Genomic DNA, 24041 nt, shown 5'->3' on the forward strand with positions numbered 1-24041 from the left:
AGGCTCGAGTGACCACCACCGCCCCCGCAGCCACCACTCGGCGCCTCTCGACGCTGGACCGTTGGCTGCCGCTCTGGATCGGCCTGGCGATGGTCGCCGGCCTCCTGCTGGCCCGTTTCGTCCCTGGGCTCTCCGGTCTGCTCGCCGCCCTCGAGGTCGGTGGGATCTCGATCCCGATCGCGATCGGGCTGCTCGTGATGATGTATCCGGTGCTCGCGAAGGTCCGCTACGACAAGGTCGCCGCCGTCACCGGCGACAAGAAGCTCCTGATCTCCTCGCTGGTGCTGAACTGGCTCGTCGGGCCCGCGCTGATGTTCACGCTCGCGTGGACGTTCCTGCCGGACCTCCCCGAGTACCGCACCGGGCTCATCATCGTCGGGCTCGCCCGCTGCATCGCCATGGTCGTCATCTGGAACGATCTCGCGTGCGGCGACCGGGAGGCCGCAGCGGTGCTCGTCGCGATCAACTCCGTCTTCCAGGTGATCGCGTTCTCGCTGCTCGGCTGGTTCTACCTCACGGTCCTTCCCGGCTGGCTCGGACTTGATACGCAGGGGCTCGAGATCTCGGTCTGGCAGATCGCGCTGAACGTGCTGATCTTCCTCGGCATCCCGCTGGTCGCGGGTTTCGCCTCGCGCTACCTCGGCGAGCGCAGCAAGGGCCGCGAATGGTACGAGGAGAGCTTCCTCCCCCGCGTCGGCCCGTGGGCGCTGTACGGCCTGCTGTTCACGATCGTGCTGCTGTTCGCACTGCAAGGCGACCAGATCGCACAGCACCCGTGGGATGTCGCCCGCATCGCCATGCCGTTGCTGGCTTACTTCGCGATCATGTGGTTCGCCGGGCTGCTGACCGGCAAGGCGCTCGGGATCGGCTACGCGCGTTCCACCACACTGGCGTTCACTGCCGCGGGTAACAACTTCGAGCTCGCGATCGCCGTCGCGATCGGCACGTTCGGCGCGACATCCGGCGAGGCGCTGGCCGGCGTCGTCGGCCCGCTCATCGAGGTGCCCGTGCTCGTCGGGCTCGTCTACGTCTCGCTCTGGACGGCGAAGCGCTGGTTCCACACCGATCCGTACGCCACAGAGAGGATGCCGAGATGAACGCCGCGCTGACCGTCGAGGAAACATGCAGCCCGGTCGCCACCCACGCCATCGGTGCGGATGCCGCGGCGTCCGTCGCCTCCGCACTGAAGGCTCTCTCGGATCCGTTACGTCTGCGGATGCTGTCGGCCATCGCCTCCGATCCCCGAGGCGAGTCGTGCGTGTGCGATCTCGCCGAACTCGCCGCGGTCTCGCAGCCGACCGTCTCGCATCATCTCAAGGTGCTCAAGGACGTCGAGGTGCTGACGTCAGAGCGCCGAGGGACCTGGGTCTGGTACCGGATCAACCCGAACCGCCGAGGTGCGGTCACCGCTCTTCTGGATTCGTTCGCTCCCGCGACCGTGGCGCCGTGGAGCGCTACCTCCGAGGATTCCGGCCGTCCCGATTTCGACGCACGGATCACGCATCTTGCGGAGGAACTCTCCGCCGAGGTCCCGGACCTCGATCCGAACGCCGTCCTCACCATCGTGCGCGAGTCGTACACGTCACTCGCTCGCACGGCCCGAGTGCATTCCGCACTCGTCCCGCTGACCGAGCGCTTCGCCCGTCAACGTCTGGACGACCTCACCCGCGACCGCGACGCATCGGTGCCACAGGTGCTGTTCGTCTGCGTCGCGAACGCGGGGCGATCGCAGCTCGCCGCTGCGCTGGTGAATCAGATGGCCGGCGGAAAGGTGGTCGCGCGTTCCGCAGGGTCCAGCCCTGCGGACGTCATCCACCCGCACGTGCGCTCGATCCTCGCGGAGATCGAGGGCGAGAGCGCCGCGGAGCGCTTCCCCAAACCCCTCACCGACGATGCCGTCCGCGCAGCGGACGTGGTGATCACCATGGGATGCGGCGACGTCTGCCCGATCATCCCCGGCGTCCGGTACGACGACTGGGCTGTCGGCGATCCGGCGCTTGCCTCCGCAGAAGGCGTCGCAGCGATCCGCGACGACATCGCCGACCGGGTGCGCACACTCGTCGACGACCTCACAGATTGACCCATCCCCTTCGACCAGGAGAAACAATGACCGACACGACCACCAAGCCCTCCGTCCTGTTCGTCTGCGTGCACAACGCCGGACGCTCGCAGATGGCCGCGGGCTTCCTCCGCGACATCGCCGGCGATCGCATCGAGGTGCGCTCGGCCGGATCCGTGCCCGCCGACCGGATCAACCCCATCGCGGTCGAGGCGATGGCCGAGCTCGGCATCGACATCACCGCCGAGACGCCCAAGGTCCTCACGACCGAGGCCGTGCAGGCGTCGGACGTCGTGATCACGATGGGATGCGGCGACGCGTGCCCGTTCTTCCCCGGCAAGCGCTACGAGGACTGGAAGCTCGATGACCCGGCCGGTCAGGGCATCGACGCCGTTCGTCCGATCCGCGACGAGATCCGCGGACGCATCGAAGCACTGGTCGCCGAGCTCATCTGACCCTGGTCGCCGTTTCGATGGCGTGAGGGAGCCGTGAGGATCCGCCCGCATGGATCCCGTTAGGATCGCGTTGCGCGTGTCGACGCACGCGTAGTGTGCCCTCTTGTGGTTCATTCCGTCACCCCTCAGCGCCCGCCCCAGCGGAGGTCGCGACACCTCGCTCCGGCGCAGGCGATCGCGACCGGGTTCGGAGCGACGATCCTGATCGGCACCCTGCTGCTGATGCTGCCGATCTCCTCGGCGAAGAGCAGCTGGACCGGCTTCGTCGACGCGCTGTTCACGTCGACCTCCGCGGTCTGCGTGACCGGGTTGATCACCGTGGATACCGCGACGCACTGGAGCGGGTTCGGCAAGGTCGTGATCCTGCTGCTGATCCAGCTCGGGGGTCTCGGCATCATGCTGTTCGCTTCGCTGCTCGGCCTGGCCCTGGCTCGGAAGCTGTCGGTGCGGTCGCGCGTGATCGCCGGCACCGAGACGAAGACGACCAGCAGCGGTGATGTGAAACGCGTCGCCACCGGCATCCTGCTGACCACGCTCGTGATCGAAGCCTCCGTCGCCGTCCTGCTGTTCGTCCGCTTCGTCACCGCCTACGACTACGACCTCGGGAAGGCGATCTGGCACGCCGTCTTCCACTCCGTGTCGTCGTTCAACAACGCCGGGTTCGCGCTGTACACCGACAGCCTGATGGGCTTCGTGTCGGATCCGTGGATCTGCCTGCCCATCTGCGCGGCGATCATCCTCGGCGGACTCGGCTTCCCTGTGCTGCGTCAGCTGCGCAAGGAGCTGCGCCGCCCGCTGCACTGGACGATGAACACCCGCATCGTGCTGTGGGCGACCGCCACGCTGCTCGTGCTCGGCACGGCATACGTGGTGGTCATCGAGTGGGACAACCCCGGAACCCTCGGCGGGCTGGACCCGGCATCCCGGATCCTCGCCGGCTTCTTCCACGCCGTGCAGGCCCGCACCGCGGGGTTCAACTCCGTCGACATCGCCCAGATGCACGACGAGACCTGGCTCGGCACCGACGTGCTGATGTTCATCGGTGGAGGCCCTGCCGGCACCGCAGGCGGCATCAAGGTCACGACGTTCGCCGTACTGTTCTTCATCATGCTCACCGAGCTGCGCGGCGGCACGGCCGTGAACGTGTTCGGCAAGCGTCTGTCCCGCGCGGTGCACCGCGAGGCGATCACCGTCGTCATCGTCGCGCTCGGCGCCGTCATGGCCGCGGTCATCGCGATCCTCGCCATCACCGACCTCGATCTCGATCAGGTCCTGTTCGAGGTCGTCTCCGCGTTCGGCACGGTCGGGATGTCGACCGGCATCACCGCCGGCCTCCCCGAGGCTGCGCAGCTCATCCTCGTGCTGCTCATGTTCCTCGGTCGCCTGGGCCCACTGACCCTCGGCTCCGCGCTCGCCCTGCGAGAGCGCACGACCGGATACGAACTCCCCAAGGAACGTCCGGCGATCGGCTGACGCCGACGAACGGAATGCGAAAGGACCCCACATGACCAGATTCCTCTCCTTCGGACAGGACGCCCGCAGGATCGCGGAGGCCGACTCGGTCGCCGTGATCGGGCTCGGCAGATTCGGCACCTCGCTCGCTCTCGAGCTGATGGACTCCGGCACGGATGTGCTCGGCGTCGACGCGGACGAGGCGGTCGTCCAGGCGCTCAACGGCGCGCTGACGCAGGTCGTGCGCGCGGACTCGACGCGGATGGACGTGCTTCAGCAGCTCGCGATCGGTGACTTCGACCGGGTCGTCGTGGCGATCGGCAGCGACATCACGGCATCGATCCTCACGGCATCCCTGCTGCTGCAGCTGAACGTCCCCGTCATCTGGGCGAAGGCCGTCGACGAGCAGCACGGCGCGGTTCTCGAGCAGCTCGGCGTGCACAAGGTCGTCTACCCGGAGAAGGACATGGGACGCCGCGTCGCACACCTCGTCCGCGGCGCCGCAGCCGATTACCTCGAGATCGACAAGGGCTATGCCGTCGTCAAGACCATCGCACCGCAGTTCCTGCACGGCATCACGCTCACCGAGGGGGCCGTGCGCCGCACGCACAACGTGACGATCGCCGCGTATCGCGGCGTCGACGGCGAGTGGCGCAACGCCCAAGCAGACACCGTCCTCGGCGACGGCGATGTCGTCCTGGTCGTCGGTCCGACGCGAGAGGTCGAACGCTTCGCACAGCTGCGCTGACGCCGGCCCTCGGCTGGGACAGCGCGCTCGGCTAGAATGGGTGGCGGAGAGTCGGGAAGTCTGGTCGACGGCCCCGTCCTCGACCCGAAAGGCGCCCATGTCGCGCACTCCCTCCCATCTCCGCAACATCTTCCCCACGGCATCCCGCGCGGAGTCGATCCGCATCACCGAGATCCTCCGCAAGGAGACCGTCGGCGGCATCCTGCTCGTCGCGTTCGCGGCGCTCGCCCTGATCTGGGCGAATTCGCCGTGGGCGGATTCGTACTTCGCGATGCGCGACTTCGAGGTCGGCTACGAGCCGTGGCATCTGAAGCTCTCCCTCGGCGCATGGGCGGCCGACGGCCTGCTCGCGATCTTCTTCTTCCTCGTCGGCCTCGAACTCAAGCGCGAGTTCGTCGCCGGTGACCTGCGCTCCCCCAGCACGGCGATCGTGCCGATCGTCGCGGCCGTCGGCGGCGTGGCCGTCCCCGCGCTCCTGTATGTCTCGGTGGTCGGCGTCTCCAGCACGGAAGCGCACGGCTGGGCCATCCCGACGGCGACCGACATCGCGTTCGCCGTGGCCGTGCTCGCCATCATCGGCTCGCATCTGCCCAGCGCCCTTCGGATCTTCCTGCTGACGTTGGCCGTGGTCGACGACCTGATCGCGATCGGCATCATCGCGATCTTCTACACCGAGTCGATCGATCTCGTCCCCCTGCTGCTGGCGCTCGTGACGATCGCCGTCTACGGCGTGATCGCCCAGGTCTCTCGCCGCGTCTTCCATGCGAAGCCGGCCGCCGCCTGGCTGATCCTGCTGCCCATCGGATTCGTCGCGTGGGCACTGATGCACGCCTCCGGCATCCATGCGACGATCGCCGGCGTCCTGCTCGGCTTCACGATCCCTGTCCTGCACAAGAAGGCAGACCGGACCGAGGACGCCGGACCAGGACTGGCTGAGATCTTCGAGCACCGCTTCCGCCCGCTGTCCGCCGGCTTCGCGGTGCCCGTGTTCGCGTTCTTCTCGGCCGGCGTCGCGATCGGCGGGCCGGAAGGGTTCGCGTCGGCGCTCACGGATCCTGTGCTGATCGGGGTCGTGATCGGACTCGTCCTGGGCAAGCCCATCGGCATCACCGCTGCCACGTGGCTCATCACCCGCATCCGGCGCATCAACCTCGATCCGTCGCTGCGGTGGATCGACATCGCGGGCGTGGGAGTGCTCGCCGGAATCGGGTTCACGGTCTCGCTGCTCGTCGTGGAGCTCAGCTTCGGCGAGGGCAGTGCGCACTACGACCACGGCAAGGTGGCGGTGCTCTCGGCATCCGTCCTCGCCGCCGTGCTGGCCGCGATCGTCCTCGGCCTGCGCAACCGCCGGTACCGCAAGGCGGAGGAGACCGCGGCGCCGGAGGCGTCCGAGAGCTGACCGCGCGGTGCACACGCCGCGCCGAGCGGTACTGGTGCCGCGCGCCCGGCGGGAGTATCTTGACCAACGGAGTGCCGGGAAGCCTGGTCGGCGACGCATCGTCGTCCGTTGAATCAGGAGTGCATCTCATGAATCCCATCGATGTCCAGGGACTCGACAAGTCGTTCGGGTCGGTCAAGGCGCTCGACGGCCTCGACCTCACCGTCGCACCGGGCGAAGTCCGTGGCTTCCTCGGCCCCAACGGGGCAGGCAAGTCCACCACGATCCGCGTCCTGCTGGGTCTGCTGCGCTCGGATGCCGGAACCGCACGCCTTTTCGGCGGCGACCCGTGGAGGGCGCCTGTCACGCTGCACCGCCGGCTGGCGTACGTGCCCGGCGATGTCGCGCTCTGGCCGAACCTCACCGGAGGCGAGGCGATCGACTACCTGTCCCGCCTCCGAGGCACCGCGAATCCGCGGCGCAAGAAGGAGCTCCTCGAGCGCTTCGAACTCGACCCCACCAAGAAGGCGCGCACCTACTCGAAGGGCAACCGCCAGAAGGTCGCGCTGGTCGCCGCGTTCGCCAGCGACGCCGAGCTGTTCATCCTCGACGAACCGACGAGCGGACTCGACCCGCTCATGGAGGCGGTCTTCACCGAGCACGTGCGCGAGGTGAAGGCGCAGGGCACGTCGATCCTGTTGAGCAGTCACATCCTCAGCGAGGTCGAGAAGGTGTGCGACACCGTGACGATCATCCGCGCCGGCCGCGCCGTGGAATCGGGCTCGCTGACCAGCCTGCGCCGTCTCACCCGCTCGCGCGTCGTCGCCATCGTCGCCCACGACGACGGATCACTCGCGGCGGTCGACGGCGTGCACGACCTCAGCGCCGAGAACGTGGAGGGCGGCGGCATCCGCCTGTCGTTCGATCTCGACGATGCCGCGACCGGCGATGTCCTCGGCCTCCTCGCTCGGCTCGGAGTCGCATCGCTCGTCTCCACGCCACCGTCACTCGAGGACCTGTTCCTGCGGCACTACGGCGACGAGATCGCCGCCACAGCAGCCGAGGCGTCGCGATGACCACCGCCGTGGCGACCCGGCGCTCACTCCGCCGGGTCTCGGAACCTCCCCTCGCCGGCCTCTGGCAGCTGTGCCGGCACATTGTCCGCCAAGACCGCGTCCGCATGAGCGTGTGGGCCGGTTCCATGACGCTGTTCGCGGTGTACTTCACGTTCGCGCTCACGACCGTGTTCGACGAGGCCGCCCTGGCCGCCCGCGCCGCCGTCATGTCGGCCCCGAGCGGCATCGTCATGGGCGGCCCGGGCTACGGCCTGGACGACTACACGCCGCCCGTGGCGATGGCGAACGAGGGGGTCACCTGGCTCATCCTCGCGCTCGCGATCATGAGCATCCTGCACGTCGTGCGCCACACGAGAGCCGACGAGGAGAACGGGACCGCGGAGCTGGTCAGGGCGAGTCCGATCAGTCGACACACCACCGCGGTGGCGACCCTGCTCACCCTCACCGTCCACCTGCTGGTCATCGCCGGGCTGGGCGCGGCCGGGATGGTGCTGGTCGGCACCGACGTCCCGGTCGTGGATGCCGTCGCCATGATGCTCGGCTGCTCGCTGGTGGCCCTCGTGTTCGGTGCGGTCGCGCTCGTGACGGCACAGATGACCGCGCACGCCCGCGGTGCCACGGGGGCGGCGCTCGTCGTGTTCGCGATCGCCTACGTGGTGCGGGCCGCCGGCGATCTCCAGAAGACGGGCGGCTCGCCGCTGTCCTGGTTCTCGCCGATCGCGTGGGCCCAGCAGATGCGGTCGTTCGTCGAGCTGCGGTGGTGGCCGCTGCTGCTGCCGGTCGCCGCGACCGTGCTGCTGCTCGTGCTCGCCGCCGCGCTCGCACGCCGGCGCGACTTCGGCGCGGGCCTCGTGGCCGAGCGCCCCGGCCCCTCCGAGGCATCTGCGCTGCTGTGGTCGCCGGTCGCACTCGCCTGGCTGCAGCAACGCGGCGCTCTGCTGTGGACCGGACTCGCCATGGGCCTGATGTGGTTCGGCGCCGGCACGATGATGTCGACGCTCAACGAGATGGTCGCCGACCTCGTCGACGACAATCCGGTGCTCGCCGCCCTGTTCGGTTCGGACCCGTCCGCGTTCACGACGTCCTTCCTCGGCACGATGGTGCTCTTCATCGCCCTGGCGGTCGCCGCCTACGCGGTCGTCGTCGGGCAGCGGCCCAAGGCCGAGGAGGCATCCGGTCGACTGGAGCTCACACTCTCGACGCCGGTCGGTCGCGGACGCTGGCTGGCCGCGCAGCTGGTGGTCGGCGGGCTCGGCACACTGCTGCTGCTCGCGCTCTCGGTGTTCGGCCTGTGGGCGGGCGGTGCGCTCGTCGGCATCGAGGACCCGACGCTCCGCGACTTCGCCGTCGTGTGGGTCTCCTACGCGCCTGGCGTGCTGACGCTGCTTGCGGTGACCGCCGCACTGTACGGCTGGCTGCCCCGCGCGACGGGCGCCGGGTGGGCGCTGCTGGCGTTCATCTTCATCGCCGACTTCTTCGGACCGCTCTTCGACCTTCCGGAGTGGGTGCAGGCGCTGTCGCCGTTCCACTGGGTCCCAGAGGCGTTCGGCGACGACGTCGAGCTGTGGGGCGTGCTCGGCGTCACGGGCGTGTGCGCTGTGCTTTTCGCCCTCGCGTTCTGGGGCTTCCGGCGCCGCGATGCGGTGACCGGGTGAGGGACATGCGCATCCTCATCACGACCTTCGGCACCCGCGGCGACGTCGAGCCCTACCTCGCGCTGGCGGAGCGCCTTCGGACCGAGGGCCACGAGGCCGTCCTGTGCGCGCCGGAGGCATACCGCGCAGAGGCCGAACGAAGCGGAATCGGCTTCGAACCGGCCGGCTCGCGGATGCATGAGCTCGTCCGCAACGGCATGACGACGACCTCGGGGCCCATGGACTTCGCCCGATCGGCGCGCGAGATGACCGCCGCGATGCGTGAGTCGCTCGTCGAGCAATGGGATGCCGCGCAGCGGGTCGGGCCGACGCTCGTCCTGTCGCATCCCAAAGCGCTGGGCGGCTTCCACATCGCCGAGCGCCTGGGCGTACCGTTCGCCGCATCCCTTCCGCTGCCGTTCTTCACTCCGACCGGCGACTTTCCGATCCCGTTCCTGACGGGGCGCCGCTCACCGCGATGGAACAGGATGACCTACCAGTTCAACCGGTTCACGGCGATCGTCTACGGCGGCATGATCAACCGGTTCCGACGGGAGCATCTCGGGCTCGAGAAAACGAGCCGGTTCAGCGACTTCCTGCATCGCGACGGTGTGCCCGTGCCCGCGCTGTATCCGGTCAGCCCTGCGGTCATCCCCCGCCCCGCCGACTACCCGGACTCGGCGCACCTGACCGGCTACTGGTTCCGAGAACGGCAGGATGCCGCCGCTGGCCTGCCCGAGGACGTGTCCGCCTTCGTCGATGCGGAGGGACCCGTGATCTATGCGGGCTTCGGCAGCATGGGGTTCGGCACGCACGCCGCCGATCGCGGACGGATGGTGATCGACGGCATCCGGAGGGCCGGTGCGCGGGCCGTCATCGCGCGCGGCTGGGGCGGGCTGGATGCCGAAGCTGCCGACGACGTACTCGTCATCGACGAGGTTCCCCACGATCTGCTGTTCCCCCGTGTGACCGCCGTCGTACATCATGGCGGATCAGGCACCACGGCAGCAGGTCTGCGCGCCGGCCGACCCACGCTGATCTGCCCGGTGCTGGCCGACCAGCCGTTCTGGGGTGAACGCGTGCATGCGCTCGGCGTGGGTCCCCGGCCGCTGGCGCTCAAGAGGGCGCGCGTGGGTTCGTTCACGGAGCGACTGGTCGACCTGATCAACGATTCGCAGTACGCCGTTCGCGCGGGCGAGATCGGCGAACGCATCCGCGCAGAGGACGGAACGGGCACGGCGGTGCGGATCCTGAAAGAGATCGAAGTCGCGGCACGCCGTGACACCGTGGCGTGAGCGCTCGACGCGCATCTCGCACAACGACGCGCATCTCGCAGGTTCTGCGGGAATTCCTGCGAGTTCGACGCGATTCTGCGAGATGCGCGCGGGGCGGACGCCGGGGAGGCGCCTCAGGCCGCGGGGAGCGCGTGGAATCGCCGGTCGAAGTACACGACCGGGCGGCCGAGCGGCCCGTCGAGGACGTCGAGCACCTCGGCGATCACGACCGTCGAGGAGCCGACCGGAACCGTGTGCAGCGCGCGGCTGCGCAGCGCCGCCCTGGCCGTGGGCAGGTGCGGCTCACCGGTCTCGAGCACACGCCAGCCCTGTTCCGGCGTGAACCGCTCGGCGCCGCTGGTCGCGAACGCCTGAGCGAGCTCGGCATGCGCGTCGTCGATGAGATGCACCACGAACGTGTCAGCGGCGAGCAGGGCGCCGGCGCTGCCGGTGGCCCGCGTCACGGAGAACATGATGGCCGCGGGGTCGACCGCCACCGAGGAGACACTGGATGCCGTGAGCCCGACGGGTCCGGCATCCACGTTCGCCGTGATGATCGCGACGCCGGAGGGGTGCGTGCGGAACGCCTTCTTCAACCCCTCACCGACGAGGCTGGGCGTCGGGACGGCAGCGGTGCGCGTGGCGCTCATGCGACGCCCTCCTGCGGCGGGAGCGCCGCGACGAGCGGGTGGTCGAACTCGTACGCACCGACCTTGGCCGCGCCACCCGGCGAGCCGATCTCGGCGAAGAACTCGACATTCGCCCGGTAGTAGTCGGCCCACTCCGCGGGGACGTCGTCCTCGTAGTAGATCGCCTCGACAGGGCAGACCGGCTCGCAGGCACCGCAGTCGACGCATTCATCCGGGTGGATGTAGAGCGAGCGTTCGCCCTCGTAGATGCAGTCCACGGGGCACTCGTCGATGCAGGCTCGATCCTTCACGTCCACGCACGGCAGCGCGATCACATAGGTCATCCGGTACCTCTTTCACACTCCCCTCCACCGTAAAACCTCAAGTATGCTTGAGGTCAAATCGAGGGGGTCACCATGTCCGAGACCGGTCGGGCGCACGCACCGGACGAACTCCTCACGGTGGGCGAGATGAGCCGGCGCACCGGCGTCGCCGTGTCCGCGCTCCACTTCTACGAGCAGCTCGGACTCATCGCGTCCACCCGCACCCCCGGCAATCAGCGCCGCTACGCCAGACACATGCTGCGACGGGTGTCGCTCATCACCGTCGCCAAGCGTCTCAGCATCCCGCTGTCCGAAGTGCAGGAGGTCTTCGCCGACGTGCCGATGACCGAGACGCCCAGCCACGCGGACTGGCAGCGCGCGTCGCGGCGCTGGAAGCACGAGCTCGAGCGACGCCGCGAGGGCATCGAGCGCCTGGAGCGCGAGCTGACCGGCTGCATCGGCTGCGGATGCCTGTCGATGAAGGCGTGCCGACTGCTCAACCCCGGCGACGCCCTCGGCGCCTCGGGCGCCGGCCCTCGACGCCTCGACGACGAGGAGGCCTGACTCACGCCGGCGGGAACCCGCCGGACAGCCGTCCGTGGAAATCGCCACTGGCCTCGTTCAGCCCCACCAGCTCGACGGTCTTGCCGTGCTGCGCGTACTTCGTCTCGATCGCGTCGAGCGACGCGACCGTCGAAGCATCCCACACGTGCGATCGCGACAGATCGATCACGACGCGATCCGGATCATCCGCGTACTCGAACTGCGTCGTGAGGTCGTTGCTCGAGGCGAAGAACAGCGCACCGTCCACGACGTAGTGCGCGGCATCCGGTCCGACCGTGCGGGTGACCGTGACGAGGTGCGCGACCCGGCGCACGAACAGCACGGAGGCGACGAACACGCCACCGACGACGCCGATCGCGAGGTTGTGCGTGAGGAGCACGAGCACGACCGTCGCGACCATGACGAACGTCTCGCTCTTCGGCATCCGCTTCAGCGTCGACGGACGCACGCTGTGCCAATCGAACGCGCCGATCGCCACCATGATCATGACGGCGACGAGGGCGGCCATCGGGATCGTCGCCACGAAATCGCCGAACACGACGACGAGCAGGAACAGGAAGATCCCTGCGAAGAAAGTGGAGATGCGCGTGCGCGCACCGGAGGCCTTCACATTGATCATGGTCTGACCGATCACCGCGCATCCGCCCATCCCGCCCAGGAAACCGGACAGCACGTTCGCCGCGCCCTGGGCCCAGCTCTCGCGGGTCTTGTTCGAGTGCGTGTCCGTGATCTCATCGACGAGCTTGGCCGTCATGAGCGACTCCATCAGCCCGACCACCGCGACGCCGAGCGCGAAGGGCGCGATGATCGTGAACGTCTCCCACGTCAGCGGCACGTCGGGGAGGAACAGCGAGGGCAGGCTCCGCGGCAGCTCTCCCTGATCGCCCACGGTGGGCACGGTGATCGCGAGCAGCAGCACGACGGTAGTCACGATGATGACCGAGATCAGCGGCGCCGGGATCACCTTCGTCAGACGCGGCATCGCGATCATGACGAGGATGCCGAGGACGACGAGCGGATACACCAGCCACGGCACGCCGATCAGATGCGGGATCTGCGAGCTGAACACGAAGATGGCGAGCGCGTTCACGAACCCGGTCATGACGCTGCGCGGGATGAACCGCATGAGCTTCGCGACGCCGAGTGCGCCGAGCAGGATCTGGAAGATACCGGCCAGGATGATCGTGGCGATGAGGTAGTCCAGGCCGTAGGTCGGCGCCACCGGAGCGACGACGAGCGCCACGGCGCCGGTGGCCGCCGTGACCATCGCCGGCCGCCCGCCGAGGAAGGCGATCGCGACGGCCATGATGAACGACGAGAAGAGACCGACCTTCGGGTCGACCCCGGCGATGACCGAGAACGCGATCGCCTCGGGGATGAGAGCCAGCCCGACGACGAGACCGGCGAGGATCTCGCGGGTCAGCAGCCGAGGGCTCTTCAGCGCCTCGACGACGCTCGGCCTGGCGCGATATCGCTCGCGGTCGACGCCTGCGGATGCGGACATGGCTTTCTCCCGATATGACAGCGACCGCGGGCAGACCACCCACCAGGAAACCCTAACGCGACCCGAGGGTCCGTATCCGCGGCATCCGTTCACCCGTGCGTCAGCCGGAGGCCATCTGGCACTCCTAGTCTCCCCCCGGCGAAATCCGCCCGAAGACAAGGAGATCTCGAATGCCCGAACGACTGCCGATCAGCCGGCGAACCGTCCTCACCGCTGGTGCGGTCGGCGCCCTCAGCGCCGCCCTGCCGCTCGGTGCCGGCGCTGCGGCCGCCGCGAGCCCGCTGTCCGGTGCCTCGGCATCCCCATCCGGCAGCCCGAGGCCGACGGCTCCGAAGCTGCGGTTCCGTGCGGACGGGACGTTCAAGGTGGTCCAGTTCAACGACACGCAGGACGACGAGCGCACCGACCGTCGGACGGTCGAGCTGATGGAGAAGGTGCTCGATCAGGAGAAGCCCGACTTCGTGGTCATCAACGGCGACGTGATCACCGGCGGATGCGAGACGCGGCTGGCCGTCAAGCAGGCGATCAACAACGTCGTATGGCCGATGGAGTCCCGCGGGATCCCGTGGGCCGTCACCTACGGCAATCACGACGAGGACTCGTTCTCCGCATCGGGCGTCGACGAGGCGGGGATGCTGGCGATGTACCGCTCGTACGAGTACAACATGAACGCCGAGAACATCGAGGGCGTGACCGGGACCAGCAACACGATCGTGTCGATCGGCTCGACGGCGAAGAAGAACCGCGACGCGTTCACGCTGTGGCTGATGGACTCCGGACGCTACGCCCCGGGTGCGATCAACGGTCAGGACTTCGCCGGCTACCCGACCTGGGACTGGCTGCGCATGGATCAGGTCGCGTGGTACCGCGAGCAGTCGCAGCGTCTCGAGAAGCACCGCGGTCGCAAGGTGCCGGGGCTCATGTTCCTGCACATCGCGCTGTGGGAGCACCGTTTCATGTGGTGGGGAGGCGTGGACACGCGTACCGCGGCCGATGCGGCCAGGGGCAAGGCCCGCCACGGCATCGTCGGCGAGCGCAACGAGGACGAGTGCCCCGGTCCGTTCAACTCCGGCATGTACAACGCGATCCTCGAGCGCGGCGACGTCAAGGGCGTGTTCGTGGGTCACGACCACATCAACGACTACGTCGGCGACTACTACGGCGTCATGCTCGGATACGCGCCGGGCACCGGCTTCGGCGCCTACGGCCTCTCCGGCACCCAGCGCAACCGGATGCGCGGTGGCCGCGTGTTCGAGCTCACCGAGTCGGGGGATGACGTCACCATCGCGACCCGGTGCGTCTACGCGCGCGATCTCGGCATCGATCTGACCGCGAACGACCAGCCCATGGAACCCCTGCCGCTCGCCCCTCGTCAGGAGCAGGTCTGATCCGCATGACGCGCGCCGCCGGCGCGTGACCGGGGCCGGATCCCGGATGCCTGTGCTCATGCTCGCTGCATCCGGGATTCGGCACGCCGGGGAGGCGTCCGGGATTCGGCCCCGGACGCCGTCACCGCCCGGTTCTGGCCGATCGGCCGATGCCGGCGCCTCCGCCCGACCGCGACGCTGAGGGCATGACCACTCCCGCCACCCGCCCGCCACGCGTCCTCAGCCGAGACGCGTCCATCGCCGCCGGCCTGCTCGCGCTCACTCTCATCCCTTCCGTCGCCGGTGCCTTCCGCGTCGGCGAGATCGCCGCCGGGGCGCCGGCGACCGAGGCGAACGCCCGGTTCATGGAGATGCCGCTGCCCGTCGTCGTGCACATCGTCGGAGCGCTCGTGTACTCCGGGATCGGCGCGTTCCAGTTCCTCCCCGGCCTGCGTTCGCGGCACATCGGGTGGCATCGTTTCGCCGGACGCTGTCTGCTCGTGCCGGCCGGAGCCGCGGTCGCCCTGAGCGGGCTGTGGATGGCGGCGTTCTACGACGTGCCGCCCATCGACGGTCTCGGGCTGCAACTCTCCCGCTACGTCGTCGGCATCCTCATGCTGCTGTTCCTCGTGCTCGGTGTCCGGGCGGTGCTGCGCCGTGACATCCCCTCTCACCGTGGCTGGATGATCCGCGCCTACGCCCTGGCCATGGGCGCGGGAACGCAGGTGCTCACGACCGCCCCGTTCGTCGCGCTGTTCGGCCCGCCGGACGAGTTCTGGCGGCTGGTGCAGATGGATGCCGGATGGCTGATCAACGTCGTCGTCGCCGAGATGATCATCCGTCGCGGACGTCGCCGCCACGGGGTCGCGTAGCATGCGTGGCGTGCACACCTTCAGCGGCGTCGATCCGCGGGCACCTCGCCGACGGGATGCGGTGCTCGCGGTCGCGCTCATCGCACTGGCCGTCGCCGAGGGGATGCTGCGACGCGACCTCCCCTGGCCCTGGGCGACCGTCGGCGTCACGGTCGTCCTGCTGGCCGGGCTTCCGTGGCGGCGCCGCCATCCCCTGATCCTGACGCTGGCCATGTCCGTCGTCACGACGGGCCTTGCGATCGCGCAGGCGCTGGCCGGCGTCCCGCAGTCCGGTCTGGCCTCGATGTTCGCGCTGCTGCTCGTGCCCTACTCGCTCCTGCGCTGGGGAACACGTCTCGAGCGCAGCGTCGGATCGATCGCCCTCGCCATCGGCGTACTCGTCTCGGCCGCCCTCGCGACCGGCTCGACGGCGGATCGCCTCATCGGCGCCGTCGTCGGCATCCTGTTCGTCGGCACCGCGTGCCTGATCGGCGCGCTGCGCCGGGAGCGCGCCGCCTCTCTGGAACGCGAGGTCGCAATGGCCCGCGTGCAGGAGCGCACGGCGCTGGCCCGCGATCTGCACGACACGGTCGCCCATCATGTCTCGGCGATCGCGATCCGTGCGCAGGCGGCGAGTGCGCGAGGGCCGCACTCCGCCGAAGTCTCGGAGTCGCTGGGGGTGATCGAGCGCGAGGCGAGTGCGGCGCTCGGCGAGATGCGCGCGATCGTCCGCACGCTGCGCGAACCGGCGGAGTACTCGCCCACCCGTGGACTCGACGACGTCGCCGCACTCGCGACGGACGGCCCGCCACCGGTCACCGTGCGCATCGACGTGGCGCCCGCGCCCCCTCAGCTCGTCGCGCTCACGCTGTACCGCGTCGCGCAGGAGGCGGTGACCAATGCGCGGCGGCACGCGGTGGACGTCGGCCGGATCGACGTCGACATGCGCACGGAGGCCGACGACGTCGTGTTGACGGTGCGCGATGACGGCCGCACGCCCGCGGCGAAGGGGGACGGCTACGGACTGCGCGGGATGGCCGAACGGGTCGCGCTCCTCGGCGGTCGAATGGACGCCGGCCCTGGCAGCGACGGCGGCTGGATGCTGCGTGCACGGATCCCCGGGGGCACACCATGATCCGCGTGCTGATCGCCGACGATCAGGAGTCCGTCCGGACGGGCCTGCGGCTGCTGCTCGAGACTCTTCCGGACATCTCCGTCGTGGGTGAAGCGGTTGACGGCACGAGCGCCGTGCACGCGGCCAGGCGGTTGCGGCCCGATGTGGCGCTCGTGGACATCCGGATGCCCGGCCTGGACGGAATCCAGGTCACCGAGCGGCTGGCCGGTCCAGGCGTGGACGACCCGATCGCGGTCGTGATCATCACGACCTTCGACCTGGACGAGTACGTCCACGGCGCGCTTCGCGCCGGCGCGAAGGGCTTCCTGCTGAAGGATGCCGGTGGTGCGCTCATCGGCGAGGCCATCCGCGCGGCCGCCGCCGGCGACTCCCTCGTGTCGCCGCGCGTGACCACGAGGCTGCTGTCCGCCTTCGCGGCTCGACGTCCCACGACGGCACCGGCCGAACCGCTCACCTCGCGCGAGGAGGAGGTGCTCGCACTGCTGAGCGCCGGGCTCACGAACGCCGAGATCGGCGAGCGCCTGTTCGTCTCGATGGGAACCGTGAAGGCGCACATCGGCGCGATCCTGCTGAAACTCGGTGTGCGCAACCGAGTCGAGGCGGCGATGTGGGCCTACGACACCGGACGGGCGCGGGAATGAGGGCGGTGACCTGGAGCGCCTACGGCTCCCCTGAAGTCCTCACCGTCCGCGACATGCCGGTCCCCGAGCCGCGCGACGGCGAGGTCCGCATCCGCACGGTCGCGGCGACCGCCCACGTCGGCGATGCGCGCATCCGACGGGCCGACCCGTTCGCGGCGCGCCTGGCCTTCGGCCTCCTGCGACCGCGGCGCGGTCTGATCCTCGGACTGGAACTGGCCGGCACCGTGGATGCCGTGGGTCCCGGCGTCTCGGCATTCGCACCCGGCGACGAGGTACTGGCGTTCTGCGGGTTCGGCCTGGGCGGCAACGCCGAGTTCCGCTGCCTGCCCGCCGGGGGTGCAGACCCGCAGAAGCACGGCTCGGTGGTGCGCAAACCCGCCTCGTTGAGCTTCGAGGAGGCGGCGGCGCTCCCGACGGGAGCCCTGACCGCTCTGAAGAATCTGCAGAAGGCGGGCCTGGGCGCCGGCCAACGCATCCTCGTCAACGGCGCGTCGGGGAGCCTGGGGACGTACGCGATCCAGCTCGCGAAGCATCTCGGCGCTGAGGTCACCGCCGTCTGCAGTGCGCGCAACCACGACCTGGTCGCCAGACTCGGCGCCGATGCCGTGGTCGACTACGCGACCGAGGACTTCACCCGTCTCGGCTCGCGCTTCGATGTCGTGTACGACGCGGTGATGCAGTCGTCTCCGCGCGCGTGCCGAGCGGTGCTGCGACCCGGCGGGGTGCACGTGCGCAACGCCGGCCTGGCGCGCATCACGAACGATGATCTGAAGCACGTCGCCGACCTCGCCGGCCGGGGTGCGCTGCGCCCGGTCATCGACCGCGTCCTGACGCTGGAGGACGTCGCCGAGGCGCACCGATATGTCGAGACCGGGCGCAAGCGCGGCCATGTCGTCCTCACGGTGTGACGAGCGCCCCCGCCGGGCTCAGGGCAGGACGAAGGATGCCGCCAGCAGCGTCTCCACACGGGACGAGGGCCCCGCGAGCAGGCTGAACTCGCCGGCCTCGACGATCCGGTTGCCCTTCGCATCCACGATCGTGCAGTCCGCGACCGGCACCTCGATGCGCACGCGGGCAGACTCCCCCGGCGCGAGATCGACCTGGCGGTAGGCCTTCAGTTCGCGGTCGGCCCAGCTGACCGACGTGACCTCGTCGCGCACGTACACCTGCACGGTCTCGCGCACGGGCCGCTCACCGGTGTTGGCCACGGTCACCTCGGCGGCCACGACGTCGCCGACCACCGAGGCGGTCAACTCCGAGTACTCGACGGTCGTGTACGAGAGTCCGTCGCCGAACGCCCACGCCGGTGCCTGCGTCAGGTCGGCGTAGCGATCGCCGTGCTGGCCGCGGATCTGGTTGTAGTACGTCGGCTGCTGACCCGCGTGCCGCGCGAACGAGATCGGCAGACGCCCCGACGGCTCCATCGCTCCGGTGATCAGCTCGGCGAGCGCACGGCCGCCCTGCATCCCCGGATTCGCCGCCCAGATCACGGCTGCCGCCTGCGACACGGATGCCGGAAGCACGAGCGGCTTCGACGCGAGCAGCACGACGATCACCGGCGTGCCTGTCGCGATCACCGCGTCGAGCAGGGCGATCTGCGCGCCGACGAGCTCGAGCGTCGCCGTCGATCGGCCCTCGCCGTGCAGTTCGATGCAGTCGCCCACGACCGCGACGACGACATCGGAGTCGGCGGCGAGTGCGGCCGCATCGGCGATCCGCTCCGGATCGGGCGCTGCGGGGACGAACGCCCGGTCCCAGGGCACGGGGTTGAGCGCCGCGGCCCCGTTCTCGTACGTGATGATGTCGGCGCCCGACACGGCGCTCACGGACCAGCCATCGACGGCGCGCAGGCCGTCGAGCACCGTCGTGATCATCTCGCGCGGCTGCTCGTCGAGCCACCCCGCCTGTCCCGAGCCGCCCGCCCAGTCGCCGAGCTGGGTCTGCGCGTCGTCCGCGAGGGGACCGACGACCGCGACGCGCAGCGGCGCCGATGCCGGCAGGGGCAGGGTGCCGTCGTTCTCGAGCAGCACGAGCGAGCGCCGGGCGATCTCGAGATTGAGCTCGGCGTGCGCGGCGTTCCCGACGACAGCGGCCGAGTCACCGTCGGGCAGACGCGGGTTCTCGAACAGTCCGAGCTCGAACTTCAGGGTGAGGATGCGGGCGACCGCGGCATCGAAGGCGTCCTCCGTCAGGAGTCCCTTCGCCACGGCATCCAGAGCCCCCTCGAAGAAGTCGGGGGTGTTCATCACCATGTCGTTGCCCGCCCTCACCGCGGCGGCCGCGGCGTGCGTGTAGTCGGGCTGGATGCGCTGCTCCCAGATCATGCGTCCGACGTTGTCCCAGTCGGTGATGAGCGTTCCGGTGTACCCCCACTCGCCGCGCAGCACATCGCTGAGCAGCCATTCGTTCACCGTGATCGGCACACCGTCCGTGCTCTGATATCCGAGCATGAACGTGCGGCATCCCTCTCGGGCGACGCGCTCGAACGGCGGCAGGAACCAGCTGCGCAGCTTGCGCGGCGAGATGTCGGCCTCGGAGGCGTCCCGGCCGCCCTGCGTCTCGGAGTACCCCGCGAAGTGCTTCGCGGTCGCGAGGATCGCGGTCGGATCGTCGAGCCCTGCGCCCTGGTACCCGCGCACCATCGCGCTGGCGAGTTCTCCGATCAGGAAGGGGTCCTCCCCGAACGTCTCGTTCACCCGCCCCCAGCGCAGATCGCGCGCGATGCAGAGCACGGGCGAGAACGTCCAGTGGATGCCGGTCGCGGCGACTTCGACGGCCGTCGCGCGGGCGACCCTCTCGACGAGCTCCGCGTCCCAGGACGCCGCCATGCCGAGCTGCGTCGGATAGATCGTGGCGCCGGGCCAGAACGAATGCCCGTGGATGCAGTCCTCCCCCACCAGCAGCGGGATGCCGAGGCGGGTCTCGAGAGTCAGTTCGCGTGCCCGGATGATGCGCTCCGGCGACGTGTGCAGGATCGATCCGACGCGGCGGCGCAGGATGTGGTCGTCCAGGTCGTCACGGGCGTCCAGCTGCAGCATCTGCCCGACCTTCTCCTCGAGCGTCATGCGCCCGAGGAGGTCGGCGACGCGTTCGGCGACGGTGAGGGACGGATCGAGGTAGGGAAGGGTCTGAGTCTGCAGCGTCATTTCTCGATGTTCGTGTTCGTGTCGGAAGGCTTCGTGTCGGTGCGGACGACGGTGACGGCGTCGTTGACGTCCAGCCCCTTCTTCTTCATGGCGCGGGCGCGCTCGCCGGCCGACCGCAGCCGAGGGTTGACGTATTCGTCGATGCCGAAGTTGATCAGCGAAAGCGCGACGCCGATGGCCGCGATGCACAGCCCTGGGGGCAGGTACCACCACCACTGGTTCTGGCCGAACGCGCCCTGCGCCGATGCCCAGTTCAGAATCGTTCCCCAGTTGTACGTGGTCACGGGGATCACGCCGATGTACGACAGGGTCGTCAGGCCCAGGATGGCCGCGGTCACGGTGCCCACGAAGCTCGCCGCGATCAGCGCCATGAGGTTCGGGAGCATCTCGACGGTGATGATGCGCCGCAGCGGTTCGCCGTTCGCCCTGGCCGCCTGGACGAAGTCGCGGTTGCGCAGCGACATGGTCTGCGCCCGCAGGACGCGGGCGCCCCATGCCCAGCCCGTGAGTCCCAGCACGGCGGCGATCAGCACGAGCGGCGGCTCCTCGAACATGGAGGCGACGATGATGATCAGCGGGAGGCCGGGGATCACGAGGAACACGTTGGTCAATGCCGACAGCGCCTCGCTCTTCCACCCCGTCAGGTAGCCGGCGATGACCCCGACGATGATCGCGATCACGGTCGCGATCAGCGCGGCGAGGAACCCGACGACGATGACGCCGCGCGTGCCGTGGATGACCTGGCTGAGCACGTCCTCGCCGATGTGGGTGGTGCCGAGCCAGTGCGCGGCGGACGGCGCCTGGAGCCGGGCGGAGTTGTCGACCTGCGTCGGCGAGTAGGGTGCCAGGAGGTCAGCGAAGACCGCGATCAGGACGAAGAACGCCAGGATGCCCAGCCCCGTGAGGGACTTGCCGTTGCGGAACATGGCGAAGGCCGCGACGGTCTTCGTCCACAGGCTCTGCTTCGTGGCGCCGTCGCCTCCGCCGCTCGTGCGGATGAGGAACGTCTCCGGGCTGCCGGCGCCGGTCTGCGCGCGGAGGTCGTCGGTGTCTTTCACCGTGGGGGTCATGGTTCAGGCCTCCGTCTGGCGTGTACGCGGGTCGAGGAATGCGTACGCGATATCCGCGAGGATGTTCGCGACGAGCACCGAGAGGGTGATCACGAGGAATACTCCCTGCATGAGGGCGTAGTCCTTGGCGTTGGTGGCATCCAGGAGCAGCTTGCCGACCCCTGGATAGCTGAAGACCATCTCCATCACGATCGTGCCGCCGACGATGAAGCCGATCGACAGCGCGAAGCTCTGGATCTGCGGCAGCACCGCGTTGCGTGCGGCGTACCGCCACAGCACACGCTGGTTCGGCATGCCCTTCGCCTGCGCGACCGTGATGTAGTCCTCGTCGAGGACGGTCAACATCATGTTGCGCATGCCGAGCATCCACCCTCCGAGCGAGGCGATGATGATGGTCGCGGCCGGGAGCGTGCCGTGGTGGATCACCTGGCCGACGAACTCGACGTCCCAGCCCGGGACCATCCCGACGCCGTAGGCCTTCCCGATCGGGAACCAGCCGAGGTTGACCGAGAAGACCGCGATGGCGAGCAGGCCGAGCCAGAAGTAGGGGATCGTGCTGAGGAAGGTCGTGATCGGGATGAGCCCGTCCAGCCGGCTCCCCCGACGCCATCCGATGATCGCACCGCCGATCGTCCCGATCGCGAACGAGACGATCGTCGCGAAGCCGACCAGCCCCACCGTCCACGGCAGCGCCTGCGCGACGACCTCGGTGACGGGACGGAGCCCGTGCAGCAGCGAGACGCCGAGATCGCCCTGGAACAGCAGGACCCAGTAGTCGATGTACTGCTGCCACAACGACTTGTCGGTGTCGAGGCCCAGCAGCGAGCGCAACGCGTCTGCGGCCTCGGGCGAGACGTTGCGGTTGCGGGCGAGGTACTGACTGACCGCATCGCCCTTCATCATGCGGGGCAGGAAGAAGTTGATGGTCAGTGCCGCCCACAGCGTGAAGAGGTAGAACGCGGCGCGTCCGCCGAGGAAGCGCCACGGGATGCGGGAACGACCGGCGACGACCTTCGTCGCGGTCGTGCCGACCTCCACGGCATCGACGGCGGGCGGATCCTCGGCGGCACGGAGCTGGGGTTCGACGGCGGTCATCAGGCACCTCCGAGTGCGGACGTCGACGCGAAGTGTCGTTCGGGATCGGGCGAGGCGGCACGCAGCTCCTGCGTGTAGGGGTCCTGCGGCCGGAGGATGACGTCGTCGGCCGGCCCGTGCTCGATGATGCGTCCCTGGTTGAGCACCATGATCTCGTCGCTGAAGTGACGAGCCGTGGCGAGATCGTGCGTGATGTAGAGCACGCCGAGTCCCTCTTCGCGCTGGAGGTCGGCGAGCAGGTTCAGCACGCCGAGGCGGATGGAGACGTCGAGCATCGACACCGGCTCGTCTGCGACGAGGATCGAGGGACGGGAGGCCAGTGCGCGCGCGATCGCGACGCGCTGACGCTGACCGCCGGAAAGCTCGTGCGGACGGCGGTCGATCACGGCATCCGGAATCAGCCGGACGCGCTCGAGGAGCCGGCGCACCTCGGCTTCGGTCTCTGCCTTCGGGACGACGCGGTCCAACTGCAGGGGGCGGGCGAGGTGGTAGCGGATCGAGTGGTAGGGGTTCAGCGAGGCGAACGGGTCCTGGAAGACCATCCGCAGCTGCTGCCGATAGGTCCGCAGACCCCGTCCTCGGCGCGGAATGGGCTGCCCGTCGAGCAGCACCTCGCCGCTGGTCGGCGTCTCGAGCTGCGTGAGGATCTTCGCGATGGTCGACTTGCCGCTGCCCGACTGGCCGACGAGTCCGATGGTCTGCCCTGACCGCAGGACGAAGTTCACGTCGTCGAGCGCCGTGAGCTGCCCGGCACCGCGGACGTTGTAGGTCTTGGTGACGTGGCGCACCTCGAGCACGCTCATCGGACGACCACCCCCTTCTCTCCGGTGAGACGCGGGAACGAGGACAGCAGCGTCCGGGTGTACTCGTCCTGAGGAGCGTTCCAGATCCGCTCCGCGGTATCCAGCTCGACGATCTGCCCCTCGCGCATGATCGCGATGCGGTCGCTGATCTCCAACAGCAGCGGAAGATCGTGGGTGATGAAGATGACCGAGAACCCGAACTCGGCCCGCAGCTGCGAGATCTGGCGGAGGATCTCGCGCTGCACGAGGACGTCCAGCGCGGTGGTCGGCTCGTCCATCACCATCAGCTGGGGACGCAGGGCGAGCGCCATCGCGATCATGACGCGCTGACGCATGCCGCCGGACAGTTCGTGCGGATAGGAGCGCATGCGCTGCGCGCCCACCTTGACGATCTCGAGCAGCTCCTTGACGGCGGCTTCACGCTGCCGACGGTTCATACCGGGGCGGTGCACCTCGAACACGTCGGACAGCTGCGAGCCGATCGTCGCGACGGGGTTCAGAGCGTTCATCGCCCCCTGGAACACCATGGAGATCTTGTCCCACCGGAAGCGGCGCATCTGCTCGGCATCCAGCGATCCGACGTCGATGTCCTCACCCCCGGCGTCGTGGAAGGTGACGGATCCGCTCGTGATCACGGCCGGCGCCTTGAGCAGGCGCTGGACGCCGTAGGCGAGCGTCGTCTTGCCGCAACCGGATTCACCGGCGAGGCCGAGGATCTCGCCGCGCTGGAGTTCGAGGGTCACATTCTTCACCGCTGCGACGGGAGGGTCGACGTCGTAGACGACCGAAAAGTCGTGCACGGTCAGCAGAGGGTCTGGCATGGGGAGTCCTTTCCGC

Annotated in this window: 23 protein-coding genes; 15 read left to right on the plus strand and 8 right to left on the minus strand. The window is 69.1% G+C overall.

Annotation, left to right across the window (positions count from 1 at the left end; all coding sequences use genetic code 11):
• The first annotated feature begins 8 nt into the window (after positions 1-8).
• From arsB to OED01_RS14515, 9 genes are all read left to right on the plus strand, one after another.
• Positions 9-1097 carry an ACR3 family arsenite efflux transporter gene (gene arsB, locus OED01_RS14475; RefSeq protein ID WP_264155983.1) on the plus strand — a complete coding sequence of 363 codons (1089 nt, stop codon included), beginning with the start codon at positions 9-11 and terminating at the stop codon, positions 1095-1097.
• Positions 1094-2080, plus strand: coding sequence for a metalloregulator ArsR/SmtB family transcription factor (locus OED01_RS14480; protein ID WP_264155984.1), 987 nt, complete (start codon positions 1094-1096; stop codon positions 2078-2080). The genes arsB and OED01_RS14480 overlap by 4 nt, the downstream gene beginning before the upstream one ends.
• Positions 2081-2106: 26 nt before the next feature.
• Complete coding sequence (locus OED01_RS14485) at positions 2107-2514, plus strand: arsenate reductase ArsC (RefSeq protein ID WP_264155985.1); 408 nt, start codon at positions 2107-2109, stop codon at positions 2512-2514.
• A gap of 105 nt (positions 2515-2619) precedes the next feature.
• Positions 2620-3987: a TrkH family potassium uptake protein gene (locus OED01_RS14490; RefSeq protein ID WP_264155986.1), complete on the plus strand. Its 1368-nt coding sequence runs from the start codon at positions 2620-2622 to the stop codon at positions 3985-3987.
• 31 nt (positions 3988-4018) lie between these two features.
• A complete protein-coding gene (locus OED01_RS14495) occupies positions 4019-4714 on the plus strand; it encodes a potassium channel family protein (RefSeq protein ID WP_264155987.1) in 696 nt (231 codons plus the stop codon).
• A gap of 97 nt (positions 4715-4811) precedes the next feature.
• Positions 4812-6113, plus strand: a complete 1302-nt coding sequence (gene nhaA, locus OED01_RS14500) for a Na+/H+ antiporter NhaA (protein ID WP_264155988.1) — start codon at positions 4812-4814, stop codon at positions 6111-6113.
• Positions 6114-6241: 128 nt separating this feature from the next.
• Complete coding sequence (locus OED01_RS14505) at positions 6242-7168, plus strand: ABC transporter ATP-binding protein (RefSeq protein ID WP_264155989.1); 927 nt, start codon at positions 6242-6244, stop codon at positions 7166-7168.
• Between the two features lie 104 nt (positions 7169-7272).
• Complete coding sequence (locus OED01_RS14510; RefSeq protein WP_264155990.1) at positions 7273-8823, plus strand: ABC transporter permease; 1551 nt, start codon at positions 7273-7275, stop codon at positions 8821-8823.
• A gap of 5 nt (positions 8824-8828) precedes the next feature.
• A complete protein-coding gene (locus tag OED01_RS14515) occupies positions 8829-10097 on the plus strand; it encodes a glycosyltransferase (RefSeq protein ID WP_264155991.1) in 1269 nt (422 codons plus the stop codon).
• A 113-nt stretch (positions 10098-10210) separates the two neighbouring features.
• Here OED01_RS14515 and OED01_RS14520 read toward each other — a convergent pair whose 3' ends face one another.
• Complete coding sequence (locus OED01_RS14520; protein ID WP_264155992.1) at positions 10211-10726, minus strand: flavin reductase family protein; 516 nt, start codon at positions 10724-10726, stop codon at positions 10211-10213.
• Positions 10723-11049, minus strand: a complete 327-nt coding sequence (gene fdxA, locus OED01_RS14525; RefSeq protein ID WP_264155993.1) for a ferredoxin — start codon at positions 11047-11049, stop codon at positions 10723-10725. Before fdxA ends, OED01_RS14520 begins: the two co-directional genes overlap by 4 nt.
• A 72-nt stretch (positions 11050-11121) precedes the next feature.
• Here fdxA and soxR point away from each other — a divergent pair, with 72 nt between their 5' ends.
• Positions 11122-11592, plus strand: a complete 471-nt coding sequence (soxR, locus tag OED01_RS14530; RefSeq protein WP_264155994.1) for a redox-sensitive transcriptional activator SoxR — start codon at positions 11122-11124, stop codon at positions 11590-11592.
• 1 nt (position 11593) lies between these two features.
• Here soxR and OED01_RS14535 read toward each other — a convergent pair whose 3' ends face one another.
• Complete coding sequence (locus OED01_RS14535) at positions 11594-13096, minus strand: SulP family inorganic anion transporter (protein ID WP_264155995.1); 1503 nt, start codon at positions 13094-13096, stop codon at positions 11594-11596.
• A 170-nt stretch (positions 13097-13266) separates the two neighbouring features.
• Between OED01_RS14535 and OED01_RS14540 the strand changes: the two genes are divergently transcribed.
• The 5 genes from OED01_RS14540 to OED01_RS14560 all read left to right on the plus strand — a co-directional run bounded on the left by OED01_RS14540 (position 13267) and on the right by OED01_RS14560 (position 17998).
• Positions 13267-14484 (plus strand): metallophosphoesterase family protein, encoded by a 1218-nt coding sequence (locus tag OED01_RS14540; protein WP_264155996.1) that lies wholly within the window; start codon positions 13267-13269, stop codon positions 14482-14484.
• 185 nt (positions 14485-14669) lie between these two features.
• Positions 14670-15335 carry a DUF2306 domain-containing protein gene (locus OED01_RS14545; protein WP_264155997.1) on the plus strand — a complete coding sequence of 222 codons (666 nt, stop codon included), beginning with the start codon at positions 14670-14672 and terminating at the stop codon, positions 15333-15335.
• Between the two features lie 10 nt (positions 15336-15345).
• Positions 15346-16449 (plus strand): sensor histidine kinase, encoded by a 1104-nt coding sequence (locus tag OED01_RS14550; RefSeq protein WP_264155998.1) that lies wholly within the window; start codon positions 15346-15348, stop codon positions 16447-16449.
• A complete protein-coding gene (locus tag OED01_RS14555; protein ID WP_264155999.1) occupies positions 16446-17090 on the plus strand; it encodes a response regulator in 645 nt (214 codons plus the stop codon). Before OED01_RS14550 ends, OED01_RS14555 begins: the two co-directional genes overlap by 4 nt.
• Positions 17091-17095: 5 nt before the next feature.
• Positions 17096-17998 (plus strand): NAD(P)-dependent alcohol dehydrogenase, encoded by a 903-nt coding sequence (locus OED01_RS14560; RefSeq protein WP_264156000.1) that lies wholly within the window; start codon positions 17096-17098, stop codon positions 17996-17998.
• Between the two features lie 18 nt (positions 17999-18016).
• On the opposite strand, the gene OED01_RS14565 is transcribed toward OED01_RS14560, so the two are convergent.
• Genes OED01_RS14565 through OED01_RS14585 form a run of 5 tightly spaced genes read right to left on the minus strand, consistent with a single transcriptional unit; the run spans position 18017 to position 24025 of the window.
• Positions 18017-20236, minus strand: coding sequence for a glycoside hydrolase family 3 N-terminal domain-containing protein (locus tag OED01_RS14565; protein ID WP_264156001.1), 2220 nt, complete (start codon positions 20234-20236; stop codon positions 18017-18019).
• Complete coding sequence (locus OED01_RS14570; RefSeq protein ID WP_413231590.1) at positions 20233-21306, minus strand: ABC transporter permease; 1074 nt, start codon at positions 21304-21306, stop codon at positions 20233-20235. Before OED01_RS14570 ends, OED01_RS14565 begins: the two co-directional genes overlap by 4 nt.
• A 3-nt stretch (positions 21307-21309) precedes the next feature.
• Entirely contained in the window at positions 21310-22401 is a 1092-nt protein-coding gene (locus tag OED01_RS14575; RefSeq protein ID WP_264156002.1) for an ABC transporter permease, read from the minus strand.
• Positions 22401-23204, minus strand: a complete 804-nt coding sequence (locus OED01_RS14580; RefSeq protein WP_264156003.1) for an ABC transporter ATP-binding protein — start codon at positions 23202-23204, stop codon at positions 22401-22403. Before OED01_RS14580 ends, OED01_RS14575 begins: the two co-directional genes overlap by 1 nt.
• The gene (locus OED01_RS14585) at positions 23201-24025 is read right to left on the minus strand and encodes an ABC transporter ATP-binding protein (protein ID WP_264156004.1); all 825 of its coding nucleotides are present in this window, start codon (positions 24023-24025) and stop codon (positions 23201-23203) included. The genes OED01_RS14580 and OED01_RS14585 overlap by 4 nt, the downstream gene beginning before the upstream one ends.
• Between the last annotated feature and the right edge of the window lie 16 nt (positions 24026-24041).

The sequence above is a fragment of the Microbacterium sp. M28 genome, from assembly GCF_025836995.1.
Classification (GTDB): domain Bacteria; phylum Actinomycetota; class Actinomycetes; order Actinomycetales; family Microbacteriaceae; genus Microbacterium.